This is a genomic window from Streptomyces sp. NPDC046379 (assembly GCF_055587785.1).
In genome coordinates, this window is the sequence record NZ_JBVJFP010000003.1 from 167,348 (window position 1) to 188,172 (window position 20,825).

At 73.0% G+C, this 20,825-nt stretch carries 15 protein-coding genes, 1 pseudogene and 1 riboswitch; of the genes and pseudogenes, 8 read left to right on the forward strand and 8 right to left on the reverse strand.

Features of this window, described 5'->3' with window-relative positions:
* The first annotated feature begins 104 nt into the window (after positions 1 to 104).
* Positions 105 to 1,685, forward strand: a complete 1,581-nt coding sequence (gene guaA, locus ACZ6KF_RS07695; RefSeq protein WP_356627434.1) for a glutamine-hydrolyzing GMP synthase — start codon at positions 105 to 107, stop codon at positions 1,683 to 1,685.
* Between the two features lie 157 nt (positions 1,686 to 1,842).
* Here the strand turns inward: guaA and ACZ6KF_RS07700 are convergent, their stop codons facing one another.
* Positions 1,843 to 2,340: a pyridoxamine 5'-phosphate oxidase family protein gene (locus ACZ6KF_RS07700; RefSeq protein WP_356627433.1), complete on the reverse strand. Its 498-nt coding sequence runs from the start codon at positions 2,338 to 2,340 to the stop codon at positions 1,843 to 1,845.
* Between the two features lie 320 nt (positions 2,341 to 2,660).
* On the opposite strand from ACZ6KF_RS07700, the gene ACZ6KF_RS07705 reads away from it, so the two are divergent.
* Both ACZ6KF_RS07705 and ACZ6KF_RS07710 read left to right on the forward strand, forming a co-directional pair.
* Complete coding sequence (locus ACZ6KF_RS07705) at positions 2,661 to 3,992, forward strand: hypothetical protein (protein WP_469237692.1); 1,332 nt, start codon at positions 2,661 to 2,663, stop codon at positions 3,990 to 3,992.
* 236 nt (positions 3,993 to 4,228) lie between these two features.
* A pseudogene (locus ACZ6KF_RS07710) lies at positions 4,229 to 4,750 on the forward strand (DoxX family membrane protein); the annotation flags it as partial.
* A gap of 606 nt (positions 4,751 to 5,356) precedes the next feature.
* Here ACZ6KF_RS07710 and ACZ6KF_RS07715 read toward each other — a convergent pair.
* Positions 5,357 to 5,587, reverse strand: a complete 231-nt coding sequence (locus ACZ6KF_RS07715) for a hypothetical protein (RefSeq protein ID WP_469237694.1) — start codon at positions 5,585 to 5,587, stop codon at positions 5,357 to 5,359.
* The gene (locus tag ACZ6KF_RS07720; protein ID WP_469237696.1) at positions 5,574 to 6,941 is read right to left on the reverse strand and encodes a PspC domain-containing protein; all 1,368 of its coding nucleotides are present in this window, start codon (positions 6,939 to 6,941) and stop codon (positions 5,574 to 5,576) included. Before ACZ6KF_RS07720 ends, ACZ6KF_RS07715 begins: the two co-directional genes overlap by 14 nt.
* A gap of 179 nt (positions 6,942 to 7,120) precedes the next feature.
* On the opposite strand from ACZ6KF_RS07720, the gene ACZ6KF_RS07725 reads away from it, so the two are divergent.
* Both ACZ6KF_RS07725 and ACZ6KF_RS07730 read left to right on the forward strand, forming a co-directional pair.
* The gene (locus ACZ6KF_RS07725) at positions 7,121 to 8,419 is read left to right on the forward strand and encodes an ATP-binding protein (RefSeq protein ID WP_469237698.1); all 1,299 of its coding nucleotides are present in this window, start codon (positions 7,121 to 7,123) and stop codon (positions 8,417 to 8,419) included.
* The gene (locus ACZ6KF_RS07730; RefSeq protein WP_356627428.1) at positions 8,416 to 9,135 is read left to right on the forward strand and encodes a response regulator transcription factor; all 720 of its coding nucleotides are present in this window, start codon (positions 8,416 to 8,418) and stop codon (positions 9,133 to 9,135) included. Before ACZ6KF_RS07725 ends, ACZ6KF_RS07730 begins: the two co-directional genes overlap by 4 nt.
* A gap of 63 nt (positions 9,136 to 9,198) precedes the next feature.
* Here ACZ6KF_RS07730 and ACZ6KF_RS07735 read toward each other — a convergent pair whose 3' ends face one another.
* Positions 9,199 to 10,254, reverse strand: coding sequence for a C40 family peptidase (locus tag ACZ6KF_RS07735; protein ID WP_469237700.1), 1,056 nt, complete (start codon positions 10,252 to 10,254; stop codon positions 9,199 to 9,201).
* A gap of 236 nt (positions 10,255 to 10,490) precedes the next feature.
* Between ACZ6KF_RS07735 and ACZ6KF_RS07740 the strand changes: the two genes are divergently transcribed.
* Positions 10,491 to 10,844 (forward strand): hypothetical protein, encoded by a 354-nt coding sequence (locus ACZ6KF_RS07740; protein ID WP_356627426.1) that lies wholly within the window; start codon positions 10,491 to 10,493, stop codon positions 10,842 to 10,844.
* A gap of 34 nt (positions 10,845 to 10,878) precedes the next feature.
* Here ACZ6KF_RS07740 and ACZ6KF_RS07745 read toward each other — a convergent pair whose 3' ends face one another.
* The gene (locus ACZ6KF_RS07745) at positions 10,879 to 12,075 is read right to left on the reverse strand and encodes a C40 family peptidase (RefSeq protein ID WP_469237702.1); all 1,197 of its coding nucleotides are present in this window, start codon (positions 12,073 to 12,075) and stop codon (positions 10,879 to 10,881) included.
* Positions 12,076 to 12,082: 7 nt separating this feature from the next.
* A riboswitch (cyclic di-AMP (ydaO/yuaA leader) is annotated at positions 12,083 to 12,258 on the reverse strand.
* Positions 12,259 to 12,627: 369 nt separating this feature from the next.
* On the opposite strand from ACZ6KF_RS07745, the gene pcrA reads away from it, so the two are divergent.
* Complete coding sequence (gene pcrA / locus ACZ6KF_RS07750) at positions 12,628 to 15,102, forward strand: DNA helicase PcrA (protein ID WP_356627424.1); 2,475 nt, start codon at positions 12,628 to 12,630, stop codon at positions 15,100 to 15,102.
* 81 nt (positions 15,103 to 15,183) lie between these two features.
* On the opposite strand, the gene ACZ6KF_RS07755 is transcribed toward pcrA, so the two are convergent.
* Complete coding sequence (locus ACZ6KF_RS07755) at positions 15,184 to 16,731, reverse strand: M23 family metallopeptidase (protein ID WP_469157500.1); 1,548 nt, start codon at positions 16,729 to 16,731, stop codon at positions 15,184 to 15,186.
* Positions 16,732 to 17,013: 282 nt separating this feature from the next.
* A complete protein-coding gene (locus ACZ6KF_RS07760) occupies positions 17,014 to 17,862 on the reverse strand; it encodes an esterase/lipase family protein (RefSeq protein ID WP_469157575.1) in 849 nt (282 codons plus the stop codon).
* A gap of 448 nt (positions 17,863 to 18,310) precedes the next feature.
* Here ACZ6KF_RS07760 and ACZ6KF_RS07765 point away from each other — a divergent pair, with 448 nt between their 5' ends.
* The gene (locus tag ACZ6KF_RS07765) at positions 18,311 to 18,727 is read left to right on the forward strand and encodes a cobalamin B12-binding domain-containing protein (RefSeq protein ID WP_356627421.1); all 417 of its coding nucleotides are present in this window, start codon (positions 18,311 to 18,313) and stop codon (positions 18,725 to 18,727) included.
* Positions 18,728 to 19,099: 372 nt separating this feature from the next.
* Here ACZ6KF_RS07765 and ACZ6KF_RS07770 read toward each other — a convergent pair whose 3' ends face one another.
* Entirely contained in the window at positions 19,100 to 20,761 is a 1,662-nt protein-coding gene (locus ACZ6KF_RS07770) for a DUF5691 domain-containing protein (RefSeq protein ID WP_469237876.1), read from the reverse strand.
* Positions 20,762 to 20,825 lie beyond the last annotated feature (64 nt).

Here is a 20,825-nt window from a genome sequence, read left to right on the forward strand (position 1 = left end):
ATGGGCCCAGTATGCCAGGCGCGACGGCGCTCGGGACCAGTGCGGTGGCCGTCTCGGTAGAATTGGTCAGCACAGAGACCCCGCCCCACCGCCGGAAGGCCCCCGTGTCATCAGCGACTCCCGCTGCCGCCGCCCCCGACACCGTCCTGGTCGTCGACTTCGGCGCGCAGTACGCCCAGCTCATCGCCCGTCGAGTCCGCGAGGCCCGGGTCTACAGCGAGATCGTGCCGAGCACCATGCCGGTCGAGGAGATGCTCGCCAGGAACCCGGCGGCGATCATCCTCTCCGGCGGCCCCTCCTCCGTGTACGAGGAGGGCGCCCCCCGCCTCGAAAGGACGCTCTTCGAGGCCGGCGTCCCCGTCTTCGGCATGTGCTACGGCTTCCAGCTGATGGCGCAGACCCTCGGCGGCACCGTCGACAACACCGGCGCCCGCGAGTACGGCCGCACCGACCTGCACGTCGCCAAGTCGTCCTCCACCCTCTTCGAGGGCACCCCGGCCGAGCAGGCCGTGTGGATGTCCCACGGCGACGCCTGCTCCGCCGCCCCCGAGGGCTTCGCCGTCACCGCGTCCACGGACGTCGTCCCGGTCGCCGCCTTCGAGAACGACGAGAAGAAGCTCTACGGCGTCCAGTACCACCCCGAGGTCATGCACTCCACGCACGGCCAGCAGGTCCTGGAGCACTTCCTCTACCGCGGCGCCGGCCTGACCCCGTCCTGGACCACCGGCAACGTCATCGAGGAGCAGGTCGCCGCGATCCGCGAGCAGGTCGGCGACAAGCGCGCCATCTGCGGCCTGTCCGGCGGCGTGGACTCCGCCGTCGCCGCCGCCCTGGTCCAGCGGGCCATCGGCTCCCAGCTGACCTGCGTCTACGTCGACCACGGCCTGATGCGCAAGGGCGAGACCGAGCAGGTCGAGAAGGACTTCGTCGCCGCGACCGGCGTGCAGCTGAAGGTCGTGGACGCCGAGGAGCGGTTCCTCAAGGCGCTCGCCGGGGTCTCGGACCCCGAGGAGAAGCGGAAGATCATCGGCCGGGAGTTCATCCGGGTCTTCGAGCAGGCCCAGGCGGAGATCATCGCGGACGAGGGTCCGGCGGTGGAGTTCCTGGTGCAGGGCACTCTCTACCCCGACGTCGTGGAGTCCGGCGGCGGCACCGGCACCGCCAACATCAAGTCGCACCACAACGTCGGCGGCCTGCCCGAGGACCTCGAGTTCAAGCTGATCGAGCCGCTGCGCAAGCTGTTCAAGGACGAGGTCCGGATGGTCGGCCAGGAGCTGGGCCTGCCGGAGGAGATCGTCCAGCGCCAGCCCTTCCCGGGGCCGGGCCTGGGGATCCGGATCGTCGGCGAGGTCACCAAGGAGCGGCTCGACCTGCTCCGTGAGGCAGACGCCATCGCCCGCGAGGAGCTGACGGCGGCCGGCCTCGACCGGGACATCTGGCAGTGCCCGGTGGTCCTGCTCGCGGACGTGCGCTCCGTCGGCGTCCAGGGCGACGGCCGGACCTACGGCCACCCGATCGTGCTGCGCCCGGTGTCCAGCGAGGACGCCATGACCGCCGACTGGTCGCGCCTGCCCTACGACGTCCTCGCGAAGATCTCCACCCGCATCACCAACGAGGTGCGGGACGTCAACCGCGTCGTCCTCGACGTCACCTCGAAGCCGCCGGGGACCATCGAGTGGGAGTGAGCCGGCTCGCCGGCAGGGCCTGCGGGTACGTCGGCAGCTGCGGGTACGTCGGTCGGCAGGGCCTGCGGGTACGTCGCCAGGGCCTGCGGTACGTCGGCAGGGTCTGCCAGTGCGTCGGTCGGCAGGGCCTGCCGGCATCTCGGCAGGCCCCTTGGGCTCAGGTCCGTCTGAGAGTGCGCACCGGCTCTCCGGGCTTCCAGACCTGGACGACCAGATATCTGTCGTCCTCGACGTAGGTCCGGGTGACCTCCGTCAGCTCGGTGCGGAAGAGGTGGAACGGCTCCGGCGGTTCCACCTCTTTCACGTACCGGCCCTTCGCCTCCCCGTCCTCCACCTCGAACGCCCGCCCGCTGACCCGCACGTCGCCCCCGCCCATCGACGTGCCCTCCCCGGGGTTCGCCTGGAGCGCGAAGCGCGGGTCGCGGCGCAGGTCGAGCGCCTTCAGCGAGCCCGGCATCATCCCGAGCCACAGCTCACCGCCGAGGAACCGCACCTCCAGCCCACTGGTCCGCGGCGAGCCGTCCCTGCGCAGGGTCGCGAGGACATGGTGCGTGAACGCCCCGAACCGCTCCTCCACGGTCCGCGCGAGTTCCGGCTCGGCCCTGACGAGGGCACCCCAGTTCGCCGACGAGCCACCTGTCGTTTTCGCTGTCATGCGGCGAGTTTCCCGACCAAAGACGACATCTTCTGTCCTCTTTTGACGTCCGAGGGCGGGATTCCCGCAGCTGGGTCCACATGGCGCCCTCGAATTCACTCTCGCCGACCGAAGCCGGGGGAACCTGGGGGACGAACCGGGCGTGGCGTAGGGCACAATTCGCTGTCGTCGCACGGTGGTCCTGACGGTGCTCTGACGATGGTCGCCGGGCCGTCGCGGCGGCGATGACGATCATGTCCGTGCCCTTGTCCGGGTCCGGGCACGGGCACGGGGATGCATCACGGCGATGCACGGGGATGCACGGAAAGGCGGCGTCGGGCGTGGCGGTGCAAGAGGCGCGGCAGGGCGCGGAAGCGGGAGCGCGCACGGGCGCGTACAAGGACGCCTACGGAGGCTCCCCGGGCTCCGGGGGCGCCCACGGGGGCGGCTGCACCTGCGGGGACTGCCCGCACGGGGCGCGCGAGGGCCACCGTCGGGCGGTCGCGGAGTTCCTGCGCCTGCGCGACGCGTTCGCCGCCGGTCAGGGCCTGCCGGCCGCCGTGGCCCACTCCGCCTCCGCCTCCCGCCAGTGGGTCTCCGACGAGCTGACCCAGTCCGCCGCGCTCGTCGCCGAACGCGGCCGGACCGAGGGCGAGGCCTGGCTGGCCCGCCTCTGGATCCGCACGGCCTGCACGGTCTGGGCCCTCGTCCTGCTGTTGCTGCTGGCCCAGTCCCTGACGGCCGTCGGCGCCGGCTGGACGGCCGCCCGCACGGCCGCGCTGCTCGCCGCGCTGGTCGTGGCCGGGGCGCTCACGGCCGCCTCCTGGTTCCACCGGGCGCGCGGCGGCGTCCTCGCCCCGGTCATCGGCGAGGACAACCGGCTGTCGACCTCCCGCGCCGTCGCCGCGGCCTGGGTGCTGTTCGTCGCCTACGCGGTCCTCCTCCTCGCCGGCCGTCTCGCGGTGGCCTCCGACCCGCGCGAGCGCGACGCCCTCATCGACGGCCTGGAACTCGCCCGCGGCGCCGGCGTGGTGACCGTGCTGGCGGTGGTGTGCGCCATCGCCGTCCTGGTGCGCCGCGTGGTCGGCCTGCGCGTGCTCGGCCAGCGGCTGCAGAAGGTCCGCGCACACCGGCCGAGCGCCGCCGACCTGCTCACCGACGACTCCGGGCGGGGCGCCTTCGCCGACATCCAGTACGTCGTCGTCGCCTCCGTCGCCCTGCTCTTCGCCGCCGTACGGCTGGCCCGCCGCCCCGACCAGCTGCCCGACCTGCCGTGGGGGCTGGCGGTGGTGGTGCTGGTGTCCGCCGGCACCTACCTCGCCGGGAAGTACGCCGAGGGCGGCCGGCCCGTCGTGCTCTCCGTCGTCCGCGCCCGCGAGGCCGGCGACCTGGACGCGCCGATCCGCACCGGCGAGGACATCGAGATCCGCGGCGCCGGCTTCGTCCCGCCGGGCGCCACCGCCGCCGACCGCCTCTCCCGCATGGTGGTGCGCATCGGCACGGTGCATGTGCACGTCCCGCTGGTGCCGGTCGCCGGCGGCTTCAGCAACCCCACCGACAGCCTGCTCACCGTCCCCGTACCCGTGGACGTCGAACCCGGCCGGGTGGAGGTCCGCGTCGTGACGGCGGCGGGTGTGGAGACGAACGCGTACACGATCGACGTGACGGAGTAGGACGGTGACGGAGTAGGACGGTGACGGAGTCAGCCCCGAGGGAGTGGCGGGTGACGGAGTATGCCCGTGGCGGAGAGGCTGGTGGCGGAGGAGAGGAGGTGTTGGAGCAGAGATCTGTTGGAGCGGCGGTGTGACGGAGTGGAAAACCGTCCGCACACGGGTTGAGCGGCTCCCCCCTTTCCTCCGTATCGTCGTATGAGGCCACGGCATGGCGGTGTGAGAGGCGGCTGACAGTGATGACTCACGGTATGCGTACGGACACTCGCACCTCCCGTCCCGGCGGCCACTGGCGGGACACCGCCACCCGCTACGCCCTGCTTCCTCTCCGGATCTTCCTCGGCGTCACCTTCGTCTACGCCGGTCTGGACAAACTCACCGACAGCTCCTTCCTCCAGGACGGCGGCTCCGGCTCCATCGGCGACACGATGCGCAGCGTCCGCGACTCTTCCGCCGTCCCCGCCCTGGTCGACATGGCCCTGGAAAACCCCGTCGCCTTCGGATACGCCATAGCCCTCGGCGAGATCGCCGTCGGCATCGGCACCCTGCTCGGCCTTCTCGCCCGCCTGGCCGCCCTCGGCGGCGCCCTCATCTCCCTCAGCCTCTGGCTGACCGTCAGCTGGGCCTCCGACCCGTACTACTACGGCAACGACCTCGCCTACCTGATGGCCTGGCTCCCCCTGGTCCTGGCCGGCGCCCCGCTCCTGTCCCTGGACGCGGCCCTCCGCACCCGGCGGAACGGGAGGCCGGGCGGCCACCGGCGAGGGACGGAGGGCGTTCGGCCGGGGCCGGACGACCAAGGGCACGACCGGGACGGCTACGGGCACACGGCGGACGACTACCGGTAGGAGCTGACGCCGCCGCCACCCGCGCGGACCGCCATCCGCACGGACCGCCATCCGTGCGGACCGGACTCCTCGGCCCGCCCGGACTCCTCGGCCCGCCCGGATGCCACGGGCCGTCCCGACGCCACGGGCCCGTCCGGACGTCACGGGCCGTCCCGACGCCTCGGTCCGTCCGGATGTCTCCGCAGCGACGGGCACCTGCCCACGGCGATCGGGCGTTGCCGGTGCGGATGAGCAACCGGCGGTGCGGGACAGGGTCTGCCGGTGGGGGCGAGCGTCTGCCGATGCGGGACAGGGTTTGCGGGTGGGGGGCGAGCGTCCGCCGGTGAGGCGAAGGGAGCCGCCGCTGACGGCCGGGGACTGCCGGTCGGCGCCCCGATGGGCGTCGGCCAGAGACGGCTGTCGGCGAGAAGCGGACGTCTGTCCGCTGGGCCGCGCCTGCCCGGTCCGGCGTTCGCAGGGACCGTCGGCTCGTGGGTCGGCGCCCCTTGCCTCAGCGCGGAGTGTCCTGCCAGGTCTCCGTCAACGGTCTCCTGCGCCGCCGGGGTCCGGCCTCGTCCCGCGGCGCCTGCGTATGCTCCGGGACACCATCGCCGCGGCCCCCGCAAGGAAGAGACCGGCCGTCACCAGTGGGAACACCACGAACCACGGCGTCTCCCAGGCGCCTCCCGCGTCACCCGCGTAGACCGCGCCCGCCAGCCCGAGGAAGAGGCCCGCGACCAGTCGGCCCGGCTGGAACTCATGACGCAGCACGGCTGACCTCCACCTGTCCGACGCCCGCTTCCAGGTCCAGCTCGACCGTGCCCACGGGCTTGGTACCCGGCCCCGGAATCAGCGTCACCTCCCGGTGCTTGCCCGGCGCCACGTCGACGTCCTGCTTCTTGTCACCCGGCAACTGAATGTCCCCCACTCCCACTCCGATGGTCGCCTTCACGGTCACGTCCGGCGGCACGATCACATGCAGGCGGCCCATCCCCACCTCCGCGTACGTCGTCACCGTCTGCCCCTGTGCCGGTTCCAGCCGGCTCAGGTCCAGGGTGCCGACGCCGGTGCCGACGTCGTAGGACTCGCGCAGCTCGGCCACGGTCGCGGGCCGCCAGGTCGTCCGTATCCACTGGGTGCCGATGTCCTTGGGCAGGGCCGCGGACGCGGCGAGCAGGCCGGCCGTCATCACCGCCAGGAAGACCGAGCCCGGGCCCGTCCGCCCGAGGAACGCGCTGACCGCGATGCCCAGGCCGAGGACGGCGAGCGCGCAGGCCAGGCCGGTCTGCAGGCTGGTGCCCAGCGGGTGCTCGTCCCACGTCAGGCGCGTGCCGAGGAAGGCGGCCACCATGGCGAGCGTGCTGATCAAGCCGCCTATGTGACGAGGGCCGCGCGGCTTGGGCGGGCGGGGGCGCTGATCGAGCGGGCCCGGGGTGCTGTCGGGGCGGGGGCGGCGGCCGATGGCGATGGCCGCCGCGACGTCCCGGTCTCGGGCGTCCCGTGGTCCCCAGAGATATCCGGTGCCGCCGACGTGCGTACCGTCCTTGACTATCGGGTCCCGCCACCACGACGGAAAGGCGGTCGGCGCGGGCGGGGCCTTCGCCTCGGGCGGCGCGTCGGCGGCGGCCTGCTGCGCCAGCGGATCGGCGGCGGGCACGCCGCGCCGCTGCGACCAGTACCCGGCGCCGGCGAGGAGCAGGGACAGTATCGCGGCGAATACCAGCACTCCGCCGTTCTTCAGCATCGTGAGGAAGACCCCGCAGCCGACGAGCGCGAACAGCACCGCCGTGAGCGCCTGACCGTCGACACGACCGGTCAGCAGCTTGCGCAGCTCGTTCTCCTCCTCGTCGTCGGCGGGGACGAACAGCCACGCGAAGCCATAGAAGATGAGGCCGATGCCGCCGGTCGCGGCGAGCACCGCGAGCGTGATCCGGAAGATCACCGGATCCATGTCGCACTGCCGCCCGAGCCCGGCGCACACGCCGGCGAACATCTTGTGCCGCCGATCCCGCCGGAACTCGGGCGCATCACCCGCGCCGGACGCGGACGCCGCGCCGGACGCGGACGCCGCGCCGGACGCGGGGTCCGCGTCGGATACGGCGGCGGCGTGCTGGTGATCAGTCATGCGTCCATGGTGACGGCCGGGCCGCCGCGACGGGAGTCGGGACGACCCTGGCCGGACCCTGATATCTGCCCTGAGTGGACGCGGGGGAAGCGTTCGAGGCGATGGCCCCGGGAACATCAGGGGAGTCTCGGGGGCGGACCCTGATGCTCCGGACCGCGGGGCGTGTGACCATCTTTGGCATGCCGGAAGCCGCAACCGCAGCAGCGCCCCTCACCGAACCGAGGCCGCCGCGCAAGCTCTACCGCAGCAGCGACGGACGCTGGCTCGGTGGTGTGGCGCGGGGCCTGGCCGGGCACCTGGGGCTGCCCGTCATCTGGGTGCGCCTGGTCTTCGTCGGCCTGTTCATGGCGGACGGTCTGGGCGCGCTGCTGTACGCCGCGTTCTGGTTCTTCGTGCCGCTCGGCGTCGGCGGCGTCGAGACGCAGAGACCACCGTCCCTGATCACCACCGAGCCCGCAGCGGACGGCCGGCGCAGACTCGTCACCCGCAAACCGGACCGGGGCCAGATCGTCGCCCTTCTCCTCATGGTCGTCGTGGCGATCGTCTTCGTCGGCAGCGTCGACCTGAGCAACGGCGCCAAGGCCTACCTGGTGCCCGCGGTGCTCGTCGGCGCCGGCGTCGCCCTCGTGTGGCGTCAGGCGGACAACGCCCGCCGCGCCCGCTGGGTCGAGGCAGGCCGCCGTCGGCGCACGCTCACCCTGGTGCGGGCCGTGGCGGGCGTCCTGCTGGTCACGGCCGGCGTCTCCGGCGTCTTCGTGCTCCAGGGTTCCGCCGCCCACCTCGGTTCCGTCCTCCAGGCCGCCCTCGCGGTCCTCGTCGGCATAACGCTCCTCGCCGGCCCCTACCTCGTCCGCATGACCCAGGACCTCTCCGAGGAACGCCTGATGCGCATCCGCGCCCAGGAGCGCGCCGAGGTCGCCGCCCACGTCCACGACTCCGTGCTGCACACCCTCACCCTGATCCAGCGCAACGCCGAGAACGCGGGCGAGGTCCGCCGCCTCGCCCGCGCCCAGGAGCGCGACCTGCGGACCTGGCTCTACAAACCCGAGGGCACCGGCAAGGACGAGGCCGACGAGCCCACGACCCTCGCCGACGCGGTGCGGCGCAACGCCGCCGAGGTGGAGGACAAGCACGGCGTCCCGATCGAGGTCGTCGTGGTCGGGGACTGCCCGCTCGACGAGAAGATCGGCGCACAGATGCAGGCCGCGCGCGAGGCGATGGTGAACGCCGCCAAGTACGGTGGCGAGGGCGGTGCCGTGCAGGTCTACGCCGAGGTGGAGGGGAAGCGAGTGTTCGTGTCCGTCCGGGACCGCGGTCCCGGCTTCGACCTGGACTCCATACCCGCGGACCGCATGGGCGTCAGGGAATCGATCATCGGCCGCATGGAGCGCAACGGCGGCACGGCCCGGCTGCGGGCGGTGCCGGACGGCGGCACGGAGGTCGAGCTGGAGATGGAGAGGGCGGAGAAGACGTCATGAGCGACGCGACCGAGGCGAGCGGCAACGGCACGGCGGCACCGGGGGAGACGGCCGGACGGCATGTGCGCGTGGTCCTCGTCGACGACCACCGCATGTTCCGCACGGGGGTGCAGGCCGAGATCGGCCAGACCGCGCAGACCGGCGTCGAGGTCGTCGGCGAGGCCGCGGACGTCGACCAGGCGGTCACGGTCATCACCGCCACCCGCCCCGAGGTGGTCCTCCTCGACGTCCACCTCCCCGGCGGCGGCGGAGTCGAGGTGCTGCGCCGCTGCGCGCCGCTCATGGCCGACGCCCGGCAGCCCGTCCGTTTCCTCGCCCTGTCCGTCTCGGACGCCGCGGAGGACGTGATCGGCGTGATCCGCGGAGGGGCCCGCGGATACGTGACCAAGACGATCACCGGGACCGACCTGGTCGACTCGATCTTCCGCGTCCAGGAGGGCGACGCCGTCTTCTCCCCCCGCCTCGCCGGCTTCGTCCTCGACGCCTTCGCCTCGACGGACGCGCCCCCGGTGGACGAGGACCTCGACCGCCTCACCCAGCGCGAGCGCGAGGTGCTGCGCCTGATCGCCCGCGGCTACGCCTACAAGGAGATCGCCAAGCAGCTGTTCATCTCCGTGAAGACGGTCGAGTCCCATGTCTCGGCGGTCCTGCGCAAGCTCCAGCTGTCCAACCGCCACGAGCTGACCCGGTGGGCCACGGCGCGGCGCCTGGTGTGAGCGACCGGCTCCCCGACGGACCGGCCGGCCCGCCCCGTGCCGACCGGAGCCCTGCACCGGCCCTCACACCACCCGGGTGGCTCCCGCGAACGGCATCGAGTCGAGCGGGGCCACCCGGACCGTGGAAGACGGGTTCGGGGCGTGGATCATCCGGCCGTTGCCGATGTAGAGGCCCACATGGGTGATGCCGGAGTAGAAGAACACGAGGTCGCCGGGGGCCAGTTCCGCACGGGAGACACGGCGGCCCGTGCCGATCTGGGCGTAGGTCGTGCGGGGCAGGGAGACGCCGGCGGCGGCGTACGCCGCCTGGACCAGGCCCGAGCAGTCGAAGGCGTTGGGGCCCGTCGCGCCCCAGACATAAAGGCTGCCCAGCTTCTGCAGGGCGTAGGCGATGGCGGCCCCGGCGCGGGAGCCGGGGGCGACGGACACGGCGGGCGGAGGCGCCGGCGCGGTGCCCGGCGCGGTGCTCGACGCCCGGGAGCCTTGCGGCGCCGCCAAGCGGGCCCGTTCCTCCTCGGTCAGCCTGGACAGCAGACGCTTCGCCGCCGCCAGCTTCCCGGTGATCGTCTCCTTGTGGCGGCGCAGCTCCGACTGACGGGACGTCAAGGAGTCCAGCTCGACGCGGGCGGCCCCGCGCAGCTGCTCGAGTTCGCGGATCTGCCGACGGACGCGGCTCACCGCACCCGCCCGGCGGTCGCCCGCGCGTTCGGCGAGGGCGGCGCCGGTGAGGTAACCGGCGGGGTCCTCGGACAGGGCCAGCCGGACCACCGGATCGAGCCCGCCGACGCGGTACTGGGCGGCGGCGTACGAACCGAGCGCCTCCCGCTCCGTGGCCAGCCGCGCCTCCCTGCGGGCCGCCTCGTCCCGCATCGACCGCAGCCGCGCCTGCGCCGCCCGGACCTCCTCGCGCGCGCCGTTGTACTTCTCCGTGGCGGCCTCCGCCTCCCGGTACAGCCGGTGCACCTCCGCCCTGACCTGTCCCGGCGACGGCTCCGGCTGCGCGTGCCCGGTCCCGCTCAACCCCGTCGCGCCCGCCGCGCCCGCGAGGGCGATGGTGGCCGCGGTACGGGTCCTGGTCCCGGCGGCCGGTCGTTGCCGGGGCTTGCGGTGCGCTGCCACGTGAACTGCACGTCCCTTCCTACGGATGATCACCTGCGGGAGGACGCTAGGGCGGAGCAGGTCACGGCGGGGTCACGTTGTACGGAAGTGGCAGGAGGGGGGCCGTCGCTGTCGGTATGCGATCGGGATCCGGTTACGGAACCGTCTGTTTCGGCACGCAGCGCGACCGGGAGAGGCCCGTGCGGTCGCCGGGCCGGTGCGGGCCACGCGCCCGCGGCTCACTAGGCTCCGGCCCCATGGACGTACTCATCAACGTTTTCGTCGGCCTGCACATCATCGGCATCGCCTCCCTCCTCGGCGGCTTCCTCACCCAGATGAAGGCGGTGGGCGAGGGCACCGCGCGATTCGTCCCCGCGATGCTGCACGGCGCCCTGACCATGCTGGTCACCGGCGTCATCCTGGTCGGCCTCAACCAGGCCGACGACAACACCGTCAACAACGTCAAGATCGGCGTGAAGCTCGCCGTGCTGATCGTCATCCTCGGCCTCGTCTACGTGAAGCGCGACGAGGAGAAGGTCGACAAGGGCCTGTTCGGACTGGTGGGCCTGCTCACCGTGGCGAACATCTTCATCGCCGTCCTCTGGACCTGAAAGCCGGCCCCGGAGAGGCAGGAGAGCACCGGCGTCAGGCGGGCCGCACCACGCTGTGGATCGACGACTCGCCGTCGTAGTACACCGACTCCTCCCGGACATAGGCGCCGGGCTTCGGGGCGTGGATCATCATGCCGTCGCCGATGTAGAGGCCGACGTGCGTGACGTCGTCGTAGAAGAAGACCAGGTCGCCCGGCCGCGCGCTGGACAGCGGCACCGTCGTCCCCGCGTTGACCTGGTCGTACGTGGTGCGCGGCAGGGTGACCCCGGCGGCCTTCCACGCGGCCTGGGTCAGGCCCGAGCAGTCGTAGGAGCCGGGGCCGGTGGCGCCCCAGACGTACGGCTTGCCGATCTGGGCGCGGGCGAAGGCGAGCGCCCTGTCCGCCTTGGCGGCGTACGTCGAGTCGGCCGGCGGCGGCGCGGGCGCCTCGCCCGACCCGGTGTCCGTGGAGCCGTCGGCCGACTCCTGCTCGGCCGCGGCCGCCGCCTCCGCCTCCTGGCGGCGCTGCTCCTCGGCCCGAGCCTCCGCGGCGGCCTGCTGCCGGGCCAGCTCCGCCGCCTTGCGCTCGGCCTCCTCCTGCTTGCGCTTCTCGATCGCCGCCAGCCGCGCCTTCTCCTCGGCGGTCAGCTCGGAGAGCAGCTCCCGCGCGTCGGACAGCTTCTTCTGGACGGTCGCCTTGGCCGTCCTCAGCTCGGTCTGCGACTCGGTGAGCGTCCGGAGGCTCTCGGTGGCCTCCTGGCGCTTGCGCATCGTCCGGGACTGCTCGGTGAAGTAGTCGTCGACGGCGTCCTTCTGCCGGCTGGTCAGCCGGTTCATCAGCTGGGTCCGGTCGAAGTAGTCCTGTGGCGAGTCCGCGAGCAGGAAGGTCGCGGTGGACGGCGCGGCGGCACCGGTGCGGTACTGGGCGGCGGCGTACGCGCCCAGCTCCTCGCGCGCCTCGTTGAGCTGCTGCGTGCGCCGGGCGACGTCGTCCAGCAGCGTGTCGACCTGCTTGCGCTGCTTGGCCGTCCGCTCCTTGGCCGCGTTGTACTTCTCGGTCGCCGACTCGGCCTGGCGGTACAGCGCGTCGACCTTCTTCTCGACCTCTTCGAGGCTCGGCCGGTCGCCGGCCGGGGTTGCCTGGGCGGTCTGGGAGAGCAGCGCCACGGAGGTGAGGGCGGCCGTGGCCAGGGCGGGGGTACGTATGCCGGCCAGCGGGCCGACCGGGCGCGACTTGCGGTGCGACGCCAAGGGAGGCGACTCCTTCCATGGGCCGCCTACCGGGTTAGCTGTCGGGTTCGGGCGGTGTCGCTCGGAAGGTTTGCCCTACGGCCCGCCTCCCGTGCGGGAGTCGTGCCGATTCACCCCAGAGTTCGGTTGGGTCCCCGGCTCCGGTCGGCCACGCGGGCACACCGGACTCGGCGGAGGCCACGCGGCCCGGCGACGTTCGCCGGTGGGGGTCGTGCGGCCTGCCCGGCACCGTAGCCAACTCGTGTGCCGCCTGTGAAGGTTCGTGGGTGATATGCCCGATACATTTTCGTGACCTTGCGGCGGGGGGTCGCGGTTCGTGTCGGGGGGTGTTCGATGCGTGCTCGGGGAAGGGCTCGGGGCAGTGTCCGGGTGGGTGGTGCGCCGGGCGTGTGCGCAGCTCGAGGCGAGCGCACGGGGTGAGGCGGCGGGCGCCGCGAGAGGGTGCGCGGTTGTGATTCCGGACACCCGCGGCGGGGCGGGGGCCCGCCGGGGCCGGGGATGTTCCCGGGACGGCCACGGGTTGTCAGTGCCGCCCCCTAGACTCGGAGAGCGATGAGCAGCCTCTTTGACGACAGCTTCCTGGCGGACCTCCAGGCCCCTCGGGCCCACGGGGAACACCCGCCGCCGCCCGAGGACGATCACGTTCCGGAGCCGATTCCGGACGATCTGTTCGGCGGGAAGTTCGACGTGCCGCCGGACCGGGAGGCGTACTACCGCGACGGCGCCCCGCGCCCCGCCCTGGACGCCGCCGCGCTCCTGGAAGGGCTGAACGACAACCAGCGCGCCGCCGTCGTCCACTCCGGCACGCCCCTGCTCATCGTGGCCGGCGCGGGCTCCGGCAAAACCCGCGTGCTCACCCACCGCATCGCCCACCTGCTCGCCGAGCGGGGCGTCCACCCCGGCCAGATCCTCGCCATCACCTTCACCAACAAGGCCGCCGGCGAGATGAAGGAGCGCGTAGAGCAGCTCGTCGGCCCGCGTGCGAACGCCATGTGGGTGATGACGTTCCACAGCGCCTGCGTGCGCATCCTGCGCCGCGAGTCCAAGCGGCTCGGCTTCACCTCGTCGTTCTCGATCTACGACGCCGCCGACTCCAAGCGCCTGATGGCCCTGGTCTGCCGTGATCTCGATCTCGACCCCAAGAAGTTCCCGCCCAAGTCCTTCAGCGCCAAGATCAGCAACCTCAAGAACGAGCTGATCGACGAGGAGGACTTCGCCGCCCAGGCCACCGACGGGTTCGAGAAGACCCTCGCCCAGGCCTACGCCCTCTACCAGTCGCGGCTGCGCGAGGCGAACGCCCTCGACTTCGACGACCTGATCATGACGACGGTCAACCTGCTGCGCGCCTTCCCGGACGTCGCCGAGCACTACCGCCGCCGCTTCCGGCACGTCCTCGTCGACGAGTACCAGGACACCAACCACGCCCAGTACGCCCTCGTCCGGGAGCTGGTCGGCACCTCCGAGCACCCGGTGGACGTCCCGCCCGGCGCGGACGACGTGCCCCCCGCCGAACTGTGCGTCGTCGGCGACGCCGACCAGTCGATCTACGCCTTCCGCGGCGCGACGATCCGCAACATCCTCCAGTTCGAGGAGGACTACCCGAACGCGACGACGATCCTGCTGGAGCAGAACTACCGCTCCACCCAGACGATCCTCTCCGCCGCCAACGCGGTCATCGAGCGCAACGAGTCCCGCCGCCCCAAGAACCTGTGGACCAATGCGGGCGCGGGCGCGCGCATCACCGGCTACGTCGCCGACACCGAGCACGACGAGGCCCAGTTCGTCGCCGACGAGATAGACCGCCTCACCGACGCCGGCGAGGCCAGGGCGGGCGACGTCGCCGTCTTCTACCGGACCAACGCCCAGTCCCGTGTCTTCGAAGAGGTGTTCATCCGCGTCGGCCTGCCCTACAAGGTCGTCGGCGGCGTCCGCTTCTACGAGCGCAAGGAGGTCCGGGACGTCCTGGCCTACCTGCGCGTCCTCGCCAACCCCGAGGACTCGGTGCCGCTGCGCCGTATCCTCAACGTCCCCAAGCGCGGCATCGGCGAGCGCGCCGAGGCGATGATCGACGCCCTCTCCCAGCGCGAGAAGATCAGCTTCCCGCAGGCGCTGAAGCGCGTCGACGAGGCGTACGGCATGGCGGCGCGCTCCACCAACGCCGTCAAGCGGTTCAACACGCTGATGGAGGACCTCCGCACGATCGTGGAGTCCGGCGCGGGACCGGCCACCGTTCTGGAAGCCGTACTCGAACGCACCGGCTACCTCGCCGAGTTGCAGGCCTCCACCGACCCGCAGGACGAGACCCGCATCGAGAACCTCCAGGAACTGGCCGCCGTCGCCCTGGAGTTCGAGCAGGAGCGCGGCGAGGGCGAGTCGGTCGCGCTGTCCGACTTCCTGGAGCAGGTCGCCCTGGTCGCCGACTCCGACCAGATCCCCGACGAGGAGGACGGCGACGGCGTCATCACACTGATGACCCTGCACACCGCCAAGGGCCTGGAGTTCCCGGTCGTCTTCCTCACCGGCATGGAGGACGGCGTCTTCCCGCACATGCGCGCCCTCGGCCAGACCAAGGAACTGGAGGAGGAGCGGCGGCTGGCGTACGTCGGCATCACGCGCGCACGGGAACGGCTCTATCTGACCCGGTCGACGATGCGCAGCGCCTGGGGGCAGCCGCAGTACAACCCGCCCTCCCGCTTCCTGGAGGAGATCCCCGCCGCCTACGTGGACTGGAAGCGTACGGGCGCCGTCGCGGCCCCGGCCGGTCCTGTCTCCGGGGTGGCGGCCTCGCTGTCGTCGTCCCGCTCGCGCTCGTCCGCCGCCGGGGCGTCCGGCTTCGCCACGCGCCGGGCCGCCGAGCAGCCGGCCGTCGGACTGGCGGTGGGCGACCGGGTCACGCACGACCAGTTCGGCCTCGGCACGGTGGTCGGCGTCAAGGGCACGGGCGCGAACGCCGAGGCGACCATCGACTTCGGCGACGCCAAGCCGAAGCGGCTGCTGCTGAGATACGCGCCGGTCGAGAAGCTGTGACCGCCCGGCCGCCGGTCCGAACCGGCGGCCGGGCGGACGCCGGCAGCGGGAACTACGAGAAGGGCGGGCCGGGGGGCGTGGTTACGACGGCTCCAGGCCGTGGCTGCGCAGCCAGGCCAGCGGGTCGACCGCCGAGCCGCCGCCGGGGCGCACCTCGAAGTGCAGGTGCGGGCCGGTGGAGTTGCCGGAGTTGCCGGAGTACGCGATCGGGTCGCCGGCCTTGACGGTGGTGCCGGGGGCGACCCGGTAGCTGGAGAGGTGGCAGTACCACGTCTCCGTGCCGTCCATCGCCGTCACGATCATCATGTTGCCGTACGCGCTGTTGTACTCGGTGCGCACGGTGCCGTCGGTCGCGGCCATCACCGTCGAGCCGTAGGCGACCGGGAAGTCGATGCCGGTGTGCACGGACATCCAGTTGATGCCGGCCTGGCCGAAATAGGCGCTGAGTCCGTGCTGCGCGACCGGCAGGGCGTACTTGGGGCGCAGCCGCTCCTTGCGGGCGGCCTCCGCCGCCGCCTTCCGCTGCTCGGCCTCCTGCTGCGCCTTGAGGTCGATGCGCTCCTGCGTCCGGCTGGCCCGGTCGGCGAAGTCGTCCGCCTCGGCGCTGAGGCTCTCCAGCTGGGTGTCGAGCCGGCTGTTGGCGGTGGACGGTTTCACCGGCGGCGCGTCGGCGGCGGTCGTCGACGTGTCCTTGGAATCGTCGCCGAACGAGCCGACGGACGCGGCGGCGATGCCGGCCACGCTCATCACGCACGCCGACGGCACGGCCACGGTCAGCAGCGCGGAGCGCTTGGGCGGCGTACGGCGGCGGGAACGGCTTGCGGCACGGGAGCCGGCGCGCGTGGCCGGGGCGGGCGTGACCTCCTCCTGGTCGTCCAGGAGCAGCAGGTCCTGAGCGGGATCCGCCCGGTCGGCCTCGTCCGCGGCGGGCATCTCGCCGGTGGCGTGCAGCTCGCCCTCGGTGTGGTGGGTCTCCGCGTGGTGCGTTTCCGCGTGGTGGGTGTCGGCGTGGTGCGTTTCCGCGTGGTGGCTGAAGTCCTCGCCGGGCACGGCGGTCGCGGGGTTCGCGGCGCTGCCGTCGGAGTTCCACTGGGTGGCGTCGTAGGCGCCGGTGTCGAAGGCCTGCGTGCCCCACTCCCACTGCTGGGTCGGGTCGGCGGCGGTCTGCTCGGGCTGGGCCCAGGCGCTCGCGTCCCACTGGCCGCTGACGTCCGGTGCGCCGGCCTGCTGCGGGATGACGGAGAGCTGCTGGTACTCGCCGGTCCAGGCGGTGGAGTCGTACGCGCCGGTGTCGTAGGCGGTGTGCTGCGCCGCGTACGGGTCGTAGCCGGGGGACTGGTGCGTACCTGTGGTCCACTGGGTGGCGTCGTGGGCGCCGGTGTCGTGGGCGCTGCCCTCGAGGGAGCCGAAGAGCGGGTCCGCCTCGAAGCTCGTGGCGGCCGGGTGCGTGGCGGCGTGGCCGCCGGTGGCAAAACCGTTGGCGTCGTAACCGCCGTATGTGGTGAAGTCACCGGTGGTGAAAGCGCCGTACGGGGCCTCCTGCGTGCCGTACGACGCGTGATGCGCCGCGGCGGCTTCGGAAGCCGGGGCCGGGGTGGTCATGGTCCCCGACGGGTGACGGTCGTTCACCAACTTCTCTTTCGCCTCGACAACAGGGGCTGGCAGAGCAGTGCGGCGACTGTACCCGGCGGTACGCGGGCGCGACAATCTTCGGCAGGTTTCCCTCGCGAAGGAAACGGGCATTCGGCCGTGTTTCGGGGGAGTGCAGGCACGCCCTTTGGTTTGTGTTCGACGAATTTTCGAAGTTGATGGGCGTCGGCGGCGTGCGTCGGCGCCCACTACGCACACCGCCAACCACCTCACCACTCACGCACAGGGACTCACGGCGATCCTCCTGCCGTTGCCGCTTCGTCAGGCGACGGTGAGGCTGCCGGAGGCGCCCGCCTGCCCCGGGGTGGCGGGCGTGTCGTGCGCGGAGTCCAGGGTCCGGCGGATCTCGGCTGCCACGGCCGGGTGGACCGGGAGGGCGAAATGGCCGACCCCGGTGACGCGCACGTTCCTCGCCGGCAGGTCGGGGTGGTCGATGCGGGCGCTGTCCAGCGGGTCCATCAGATGGTCGAGGTCGCTCCAGAAGCTCACGAAGCGTGTACGGCAGCCCGGCGCGGGCAGCGTCAGTTCCTCGAGGAGGGAGGAGCCGGGGCGCATCTGGCGCACGATGGGGTGCGCGTCGGCGAGCGGCACGACCCGGGTTCCGGAGTGCGGGGTGCCGAGGGTGACGACGGTGCGCACGCGCGTGTCGCCGGCCAGGCGCTGCACGTAGTAGCGGGCGATCAGGCCGCCGAGGCTGTGGCCGACGATGTCGACACGGTCGCTGCCCGTGCGCTCGCAGATCTCCTCGACGTGTCGGCCGAGCAGCCTGGCGGCCGTGCGGATGTCGCAGGTCAGCGGCGAGTAGTTCAGCGACTCGACGTGCTGGTGGCCGTCCTGGGCGAGGGAGCGGCGCAGCAGGAGGAAGACGGAGCGGTTGTCGATGAAGCCGTGCAGGAGCACGACGGGCGGCCGGGTGCGCGTGGGCAAGGCGGCGGCGTGCGCCGCGCCCCGGTCCGGGGCGTTTTCGGCATCGGCCTCGGCGGACCCCTGGGCGGGCACCCTCGGGCGGAGGGGCGGGGTCCGGCGCTCCTGGGCGATGCCGTAGGGGTAGAGGACGAGGTGACCGGCGAGGATCGCGACGTCGAGGGCGGTTGCCTTGAGGAGGGCCATGGAGAGGCCGGTCAGGCTGCCGGGGATGCCGAGGGCGGGGAGCAGACACCGGCGCAGCGGCTCGGGGAGCAGTCCTCCGGTGAACCGTACGACCTGGCTGACCTGGGCGAGCTGCGTGGCCTTCATGGGCCGACCTCCCGTCGGCACGCGGAAGACGGCTCTGTCTCCGTGTGCGCCCGTGGGGAGGGCCACGGAGGGTGTCGACGGAGCGACGGGCGCGACTGAGGCTTGGTTCCGTTCCGGTGAGGTCTGCGTGCCCTTCGTCCCTGTACCGGCGTCCCGGCCGGTGTCGTGGCTGCTCCCGGCGCGCGGCTCCCGGTGTCCGAGGGGAACCGGCGCAGTGAATATGTCCCACCATGTGATTTCCCCCTCTGAGCGCACCGTAAAACCGCCGGTTGCGGGATGCTGGCGATAACGTTCGTTCACTAATCGCTTCATGGAGGCAGTGATGGGTGTGGCAGCGGGTCCGATCCGCGTGGTCGTCGCCAAGCCGGGGCTCGACGGTCACGATCGTGGGGCCAAGGTGATCGCGCGTGCACTGCGGGACGCCGGCATGGAGGTCATCTACACGGGCCTCCACCAGACGCCCGAACAGATCGTCGACACCGCGATCCAGGAGGACGCCGACGCGATCGGCCTGTCCATCCTCTCCGGCGCCCACAACACGCTTTTCGCGGCGGTCATCGACCTGCTCAAGCAGCGCGACGCCGAGGACATCCTGGTCTTCGGCGGCGGCATCATCCCCGACGGGGACATCCCCGGGCTGAAGGAGAAGGGCGTCGCCGAGATCTTCACCCCCGGCGCCACGACCGCGTCCATCGTGGACTGGGTCCGGACGAACGTACGGCAGCCCGCCGGCGCGTAGGACCGCCTGCGTGGCGGGCCGCGCCGCTGCGGTGCGGAGCCTGCGCGCGGCCTGCGCCCGGTGGCCGGGCATTGCCCGTGCGGGGCCGGGGGTGCGCCGGTGCGACGACGCCCGGGGCTGTGCGACGGCCCGGAGCCTGGGCAACGACACTCGGGGCCGGGCGCCGGGCCCGAACCGTGGTGGAGCCCGGACTGTGGCGGAGCCCTGACTGTGGTGGGGCAGATGGGTGGCGTCCGGCGCGGGTCGTGCACCACCGGTCGTGGCTCCGGCCGTACGCCTCCGGAGAGGGCGCGCTGGCCGCCCGGTCGCCGGACGCGCGCACCACGCCCGCTCGTCGTCGCCGCCCGGCCGGCCGGACGGATGCGCCCCTTGTCAGCCGGTCGTCGCGGGCGCCCCTGCCGGCTCCGCCCCCAGTTCCTCGGCCATCGCCGCGCGCAGGCGCAGGGTGGTCACCAGGCGCTGGAAGGCCTCGGCCCAGTATCCGCCCGCCCCCGGTGAGCCGTCCTCCGGCTCCTCCGGCACGGCCATCAGCCCGGCGAGTCGGTCGGCCTCGGCCGGGTCGAGGCAGCGTTCGGCCAGGCCCATGACCCCGCTGAAGCTCCACGGGTAACTACCCGCGTCCCGCGCGATGTTGAGCGCGTCGACCACGGCCCGGCCCAGGGGCGGCGCCCAGGGCGTCGCGCACCCGCCGAGCAGCTGGAACGCCTCGGACAGACCGTGCGTCGCGATGAACCCGGCCACCCACTCGGCCCGTTCGCCGGCCCCCAGCGTGCCGAGCAGCTTGGCCCGCTCGGCCAGTGACACCGCGCCCGGACCGGCCGCCTCGGGTACGGAGGGCGCGCCCAGCAGCGCCCGCGCCCAGCGGGAGTCCCCCTGCCGGACCGCCGCCCGGCACCAGGCGGCGTGCAGCTCGCCCTGCCAGTCGTCCGCGACCGGCAGTTCGAGTATCTGCTCGGGCGTGCGCCCGCCCAGCCGGTCCGGCCACGTCCCCAGCGGCGCCGCCTCCACCAGCTGTCCGAACCACCAGGACCGCTCACCCCGGCCGGCGGGGGCCTTGGCCACGACCCCGTCGCGCTCCATGCCCGCGTCGCACTCGTGCGGCGCCTCCACGGCGATCGTCGGCCTGTCCCGCGTGTGGTCGAGGGCGACGCAGGCCGCGGCCCGGACGGCCATCCGCGCGGCCAGCGCCGAGCCGGGAAGCGCCGACAGCAGCTCCGCCGCCGTCGCCCGTACGTTGCGGCTGCGGTCGGCCAGGGCCTGCTCCAGGAACGGTTCGTCCTCGGCGGACAGGCGCGTGCGCAGCGAGTCCAGGAACATCAGCCGGTCCTCGGCGCGCTCCGTCGCCCAGGTGGACTGCAGCAACGCGCGCGCCGCTGCCGGATCGTGGGCGCGTATCGCCGCGAGCAGGGCGACCCGCTCGGCGAACAGGCCCTCCTCCCACAGTCGGCGCACCTGATCCACGTCGTCCAGGCGTGGCAGCGACGCGCCCCCGCCCGGCGTCGCACGCAGCGCGAACCGCCAGTCGGGGTTGAGCCGTGCGAGCCACAGGGCGCGCGGACCGGCGAACGCCAGTGCCGCCGGCCGCAGGTCTGTGCGGCCCCGTGCCGCGTCCAGGAGGGCGGGCAGCGCCTCCGGTGGCGGTGCGAAACCGCGGGAGTTGGCCGCCGCGAGCCACTGGGGCAGCAGCTCCATGAGGTCGGGCGCCGTGCCTCTGCGGCCACCGCCGCCCTGGCCCGGACGGTCCGCCAGGAGCATCGTGAGCCTGCGGGCCGCGGCGGCGGGCAGGGGCGGCCGCGCATCGTGCGGGGCCGGCTCGGGACGCCGGGCCGGGCGCGCGGGACGCAGCCCGGCGCGGCGGCGCACGGTCTCCTCGGCCGCGGCGTCCAGCAGCGCCACCGGCGCGTCCCGGCCGGGGGCGCCGGCCCGGGGCGGGCGCCGGTCGGTGCCCAGCAGCGCGGTGGTGACGAGGTCCTCCCACGCGGACGGCCCGGACGTGTCGGCGGAGCCGGAAGCGGCGGCGGTGGTGTCGGAGATGCCGGTGCCGGCGGTGGTGGCGCCGGCGGTCGTGGCGGTGGAGACGGGTGACGAGGTCGGCGCG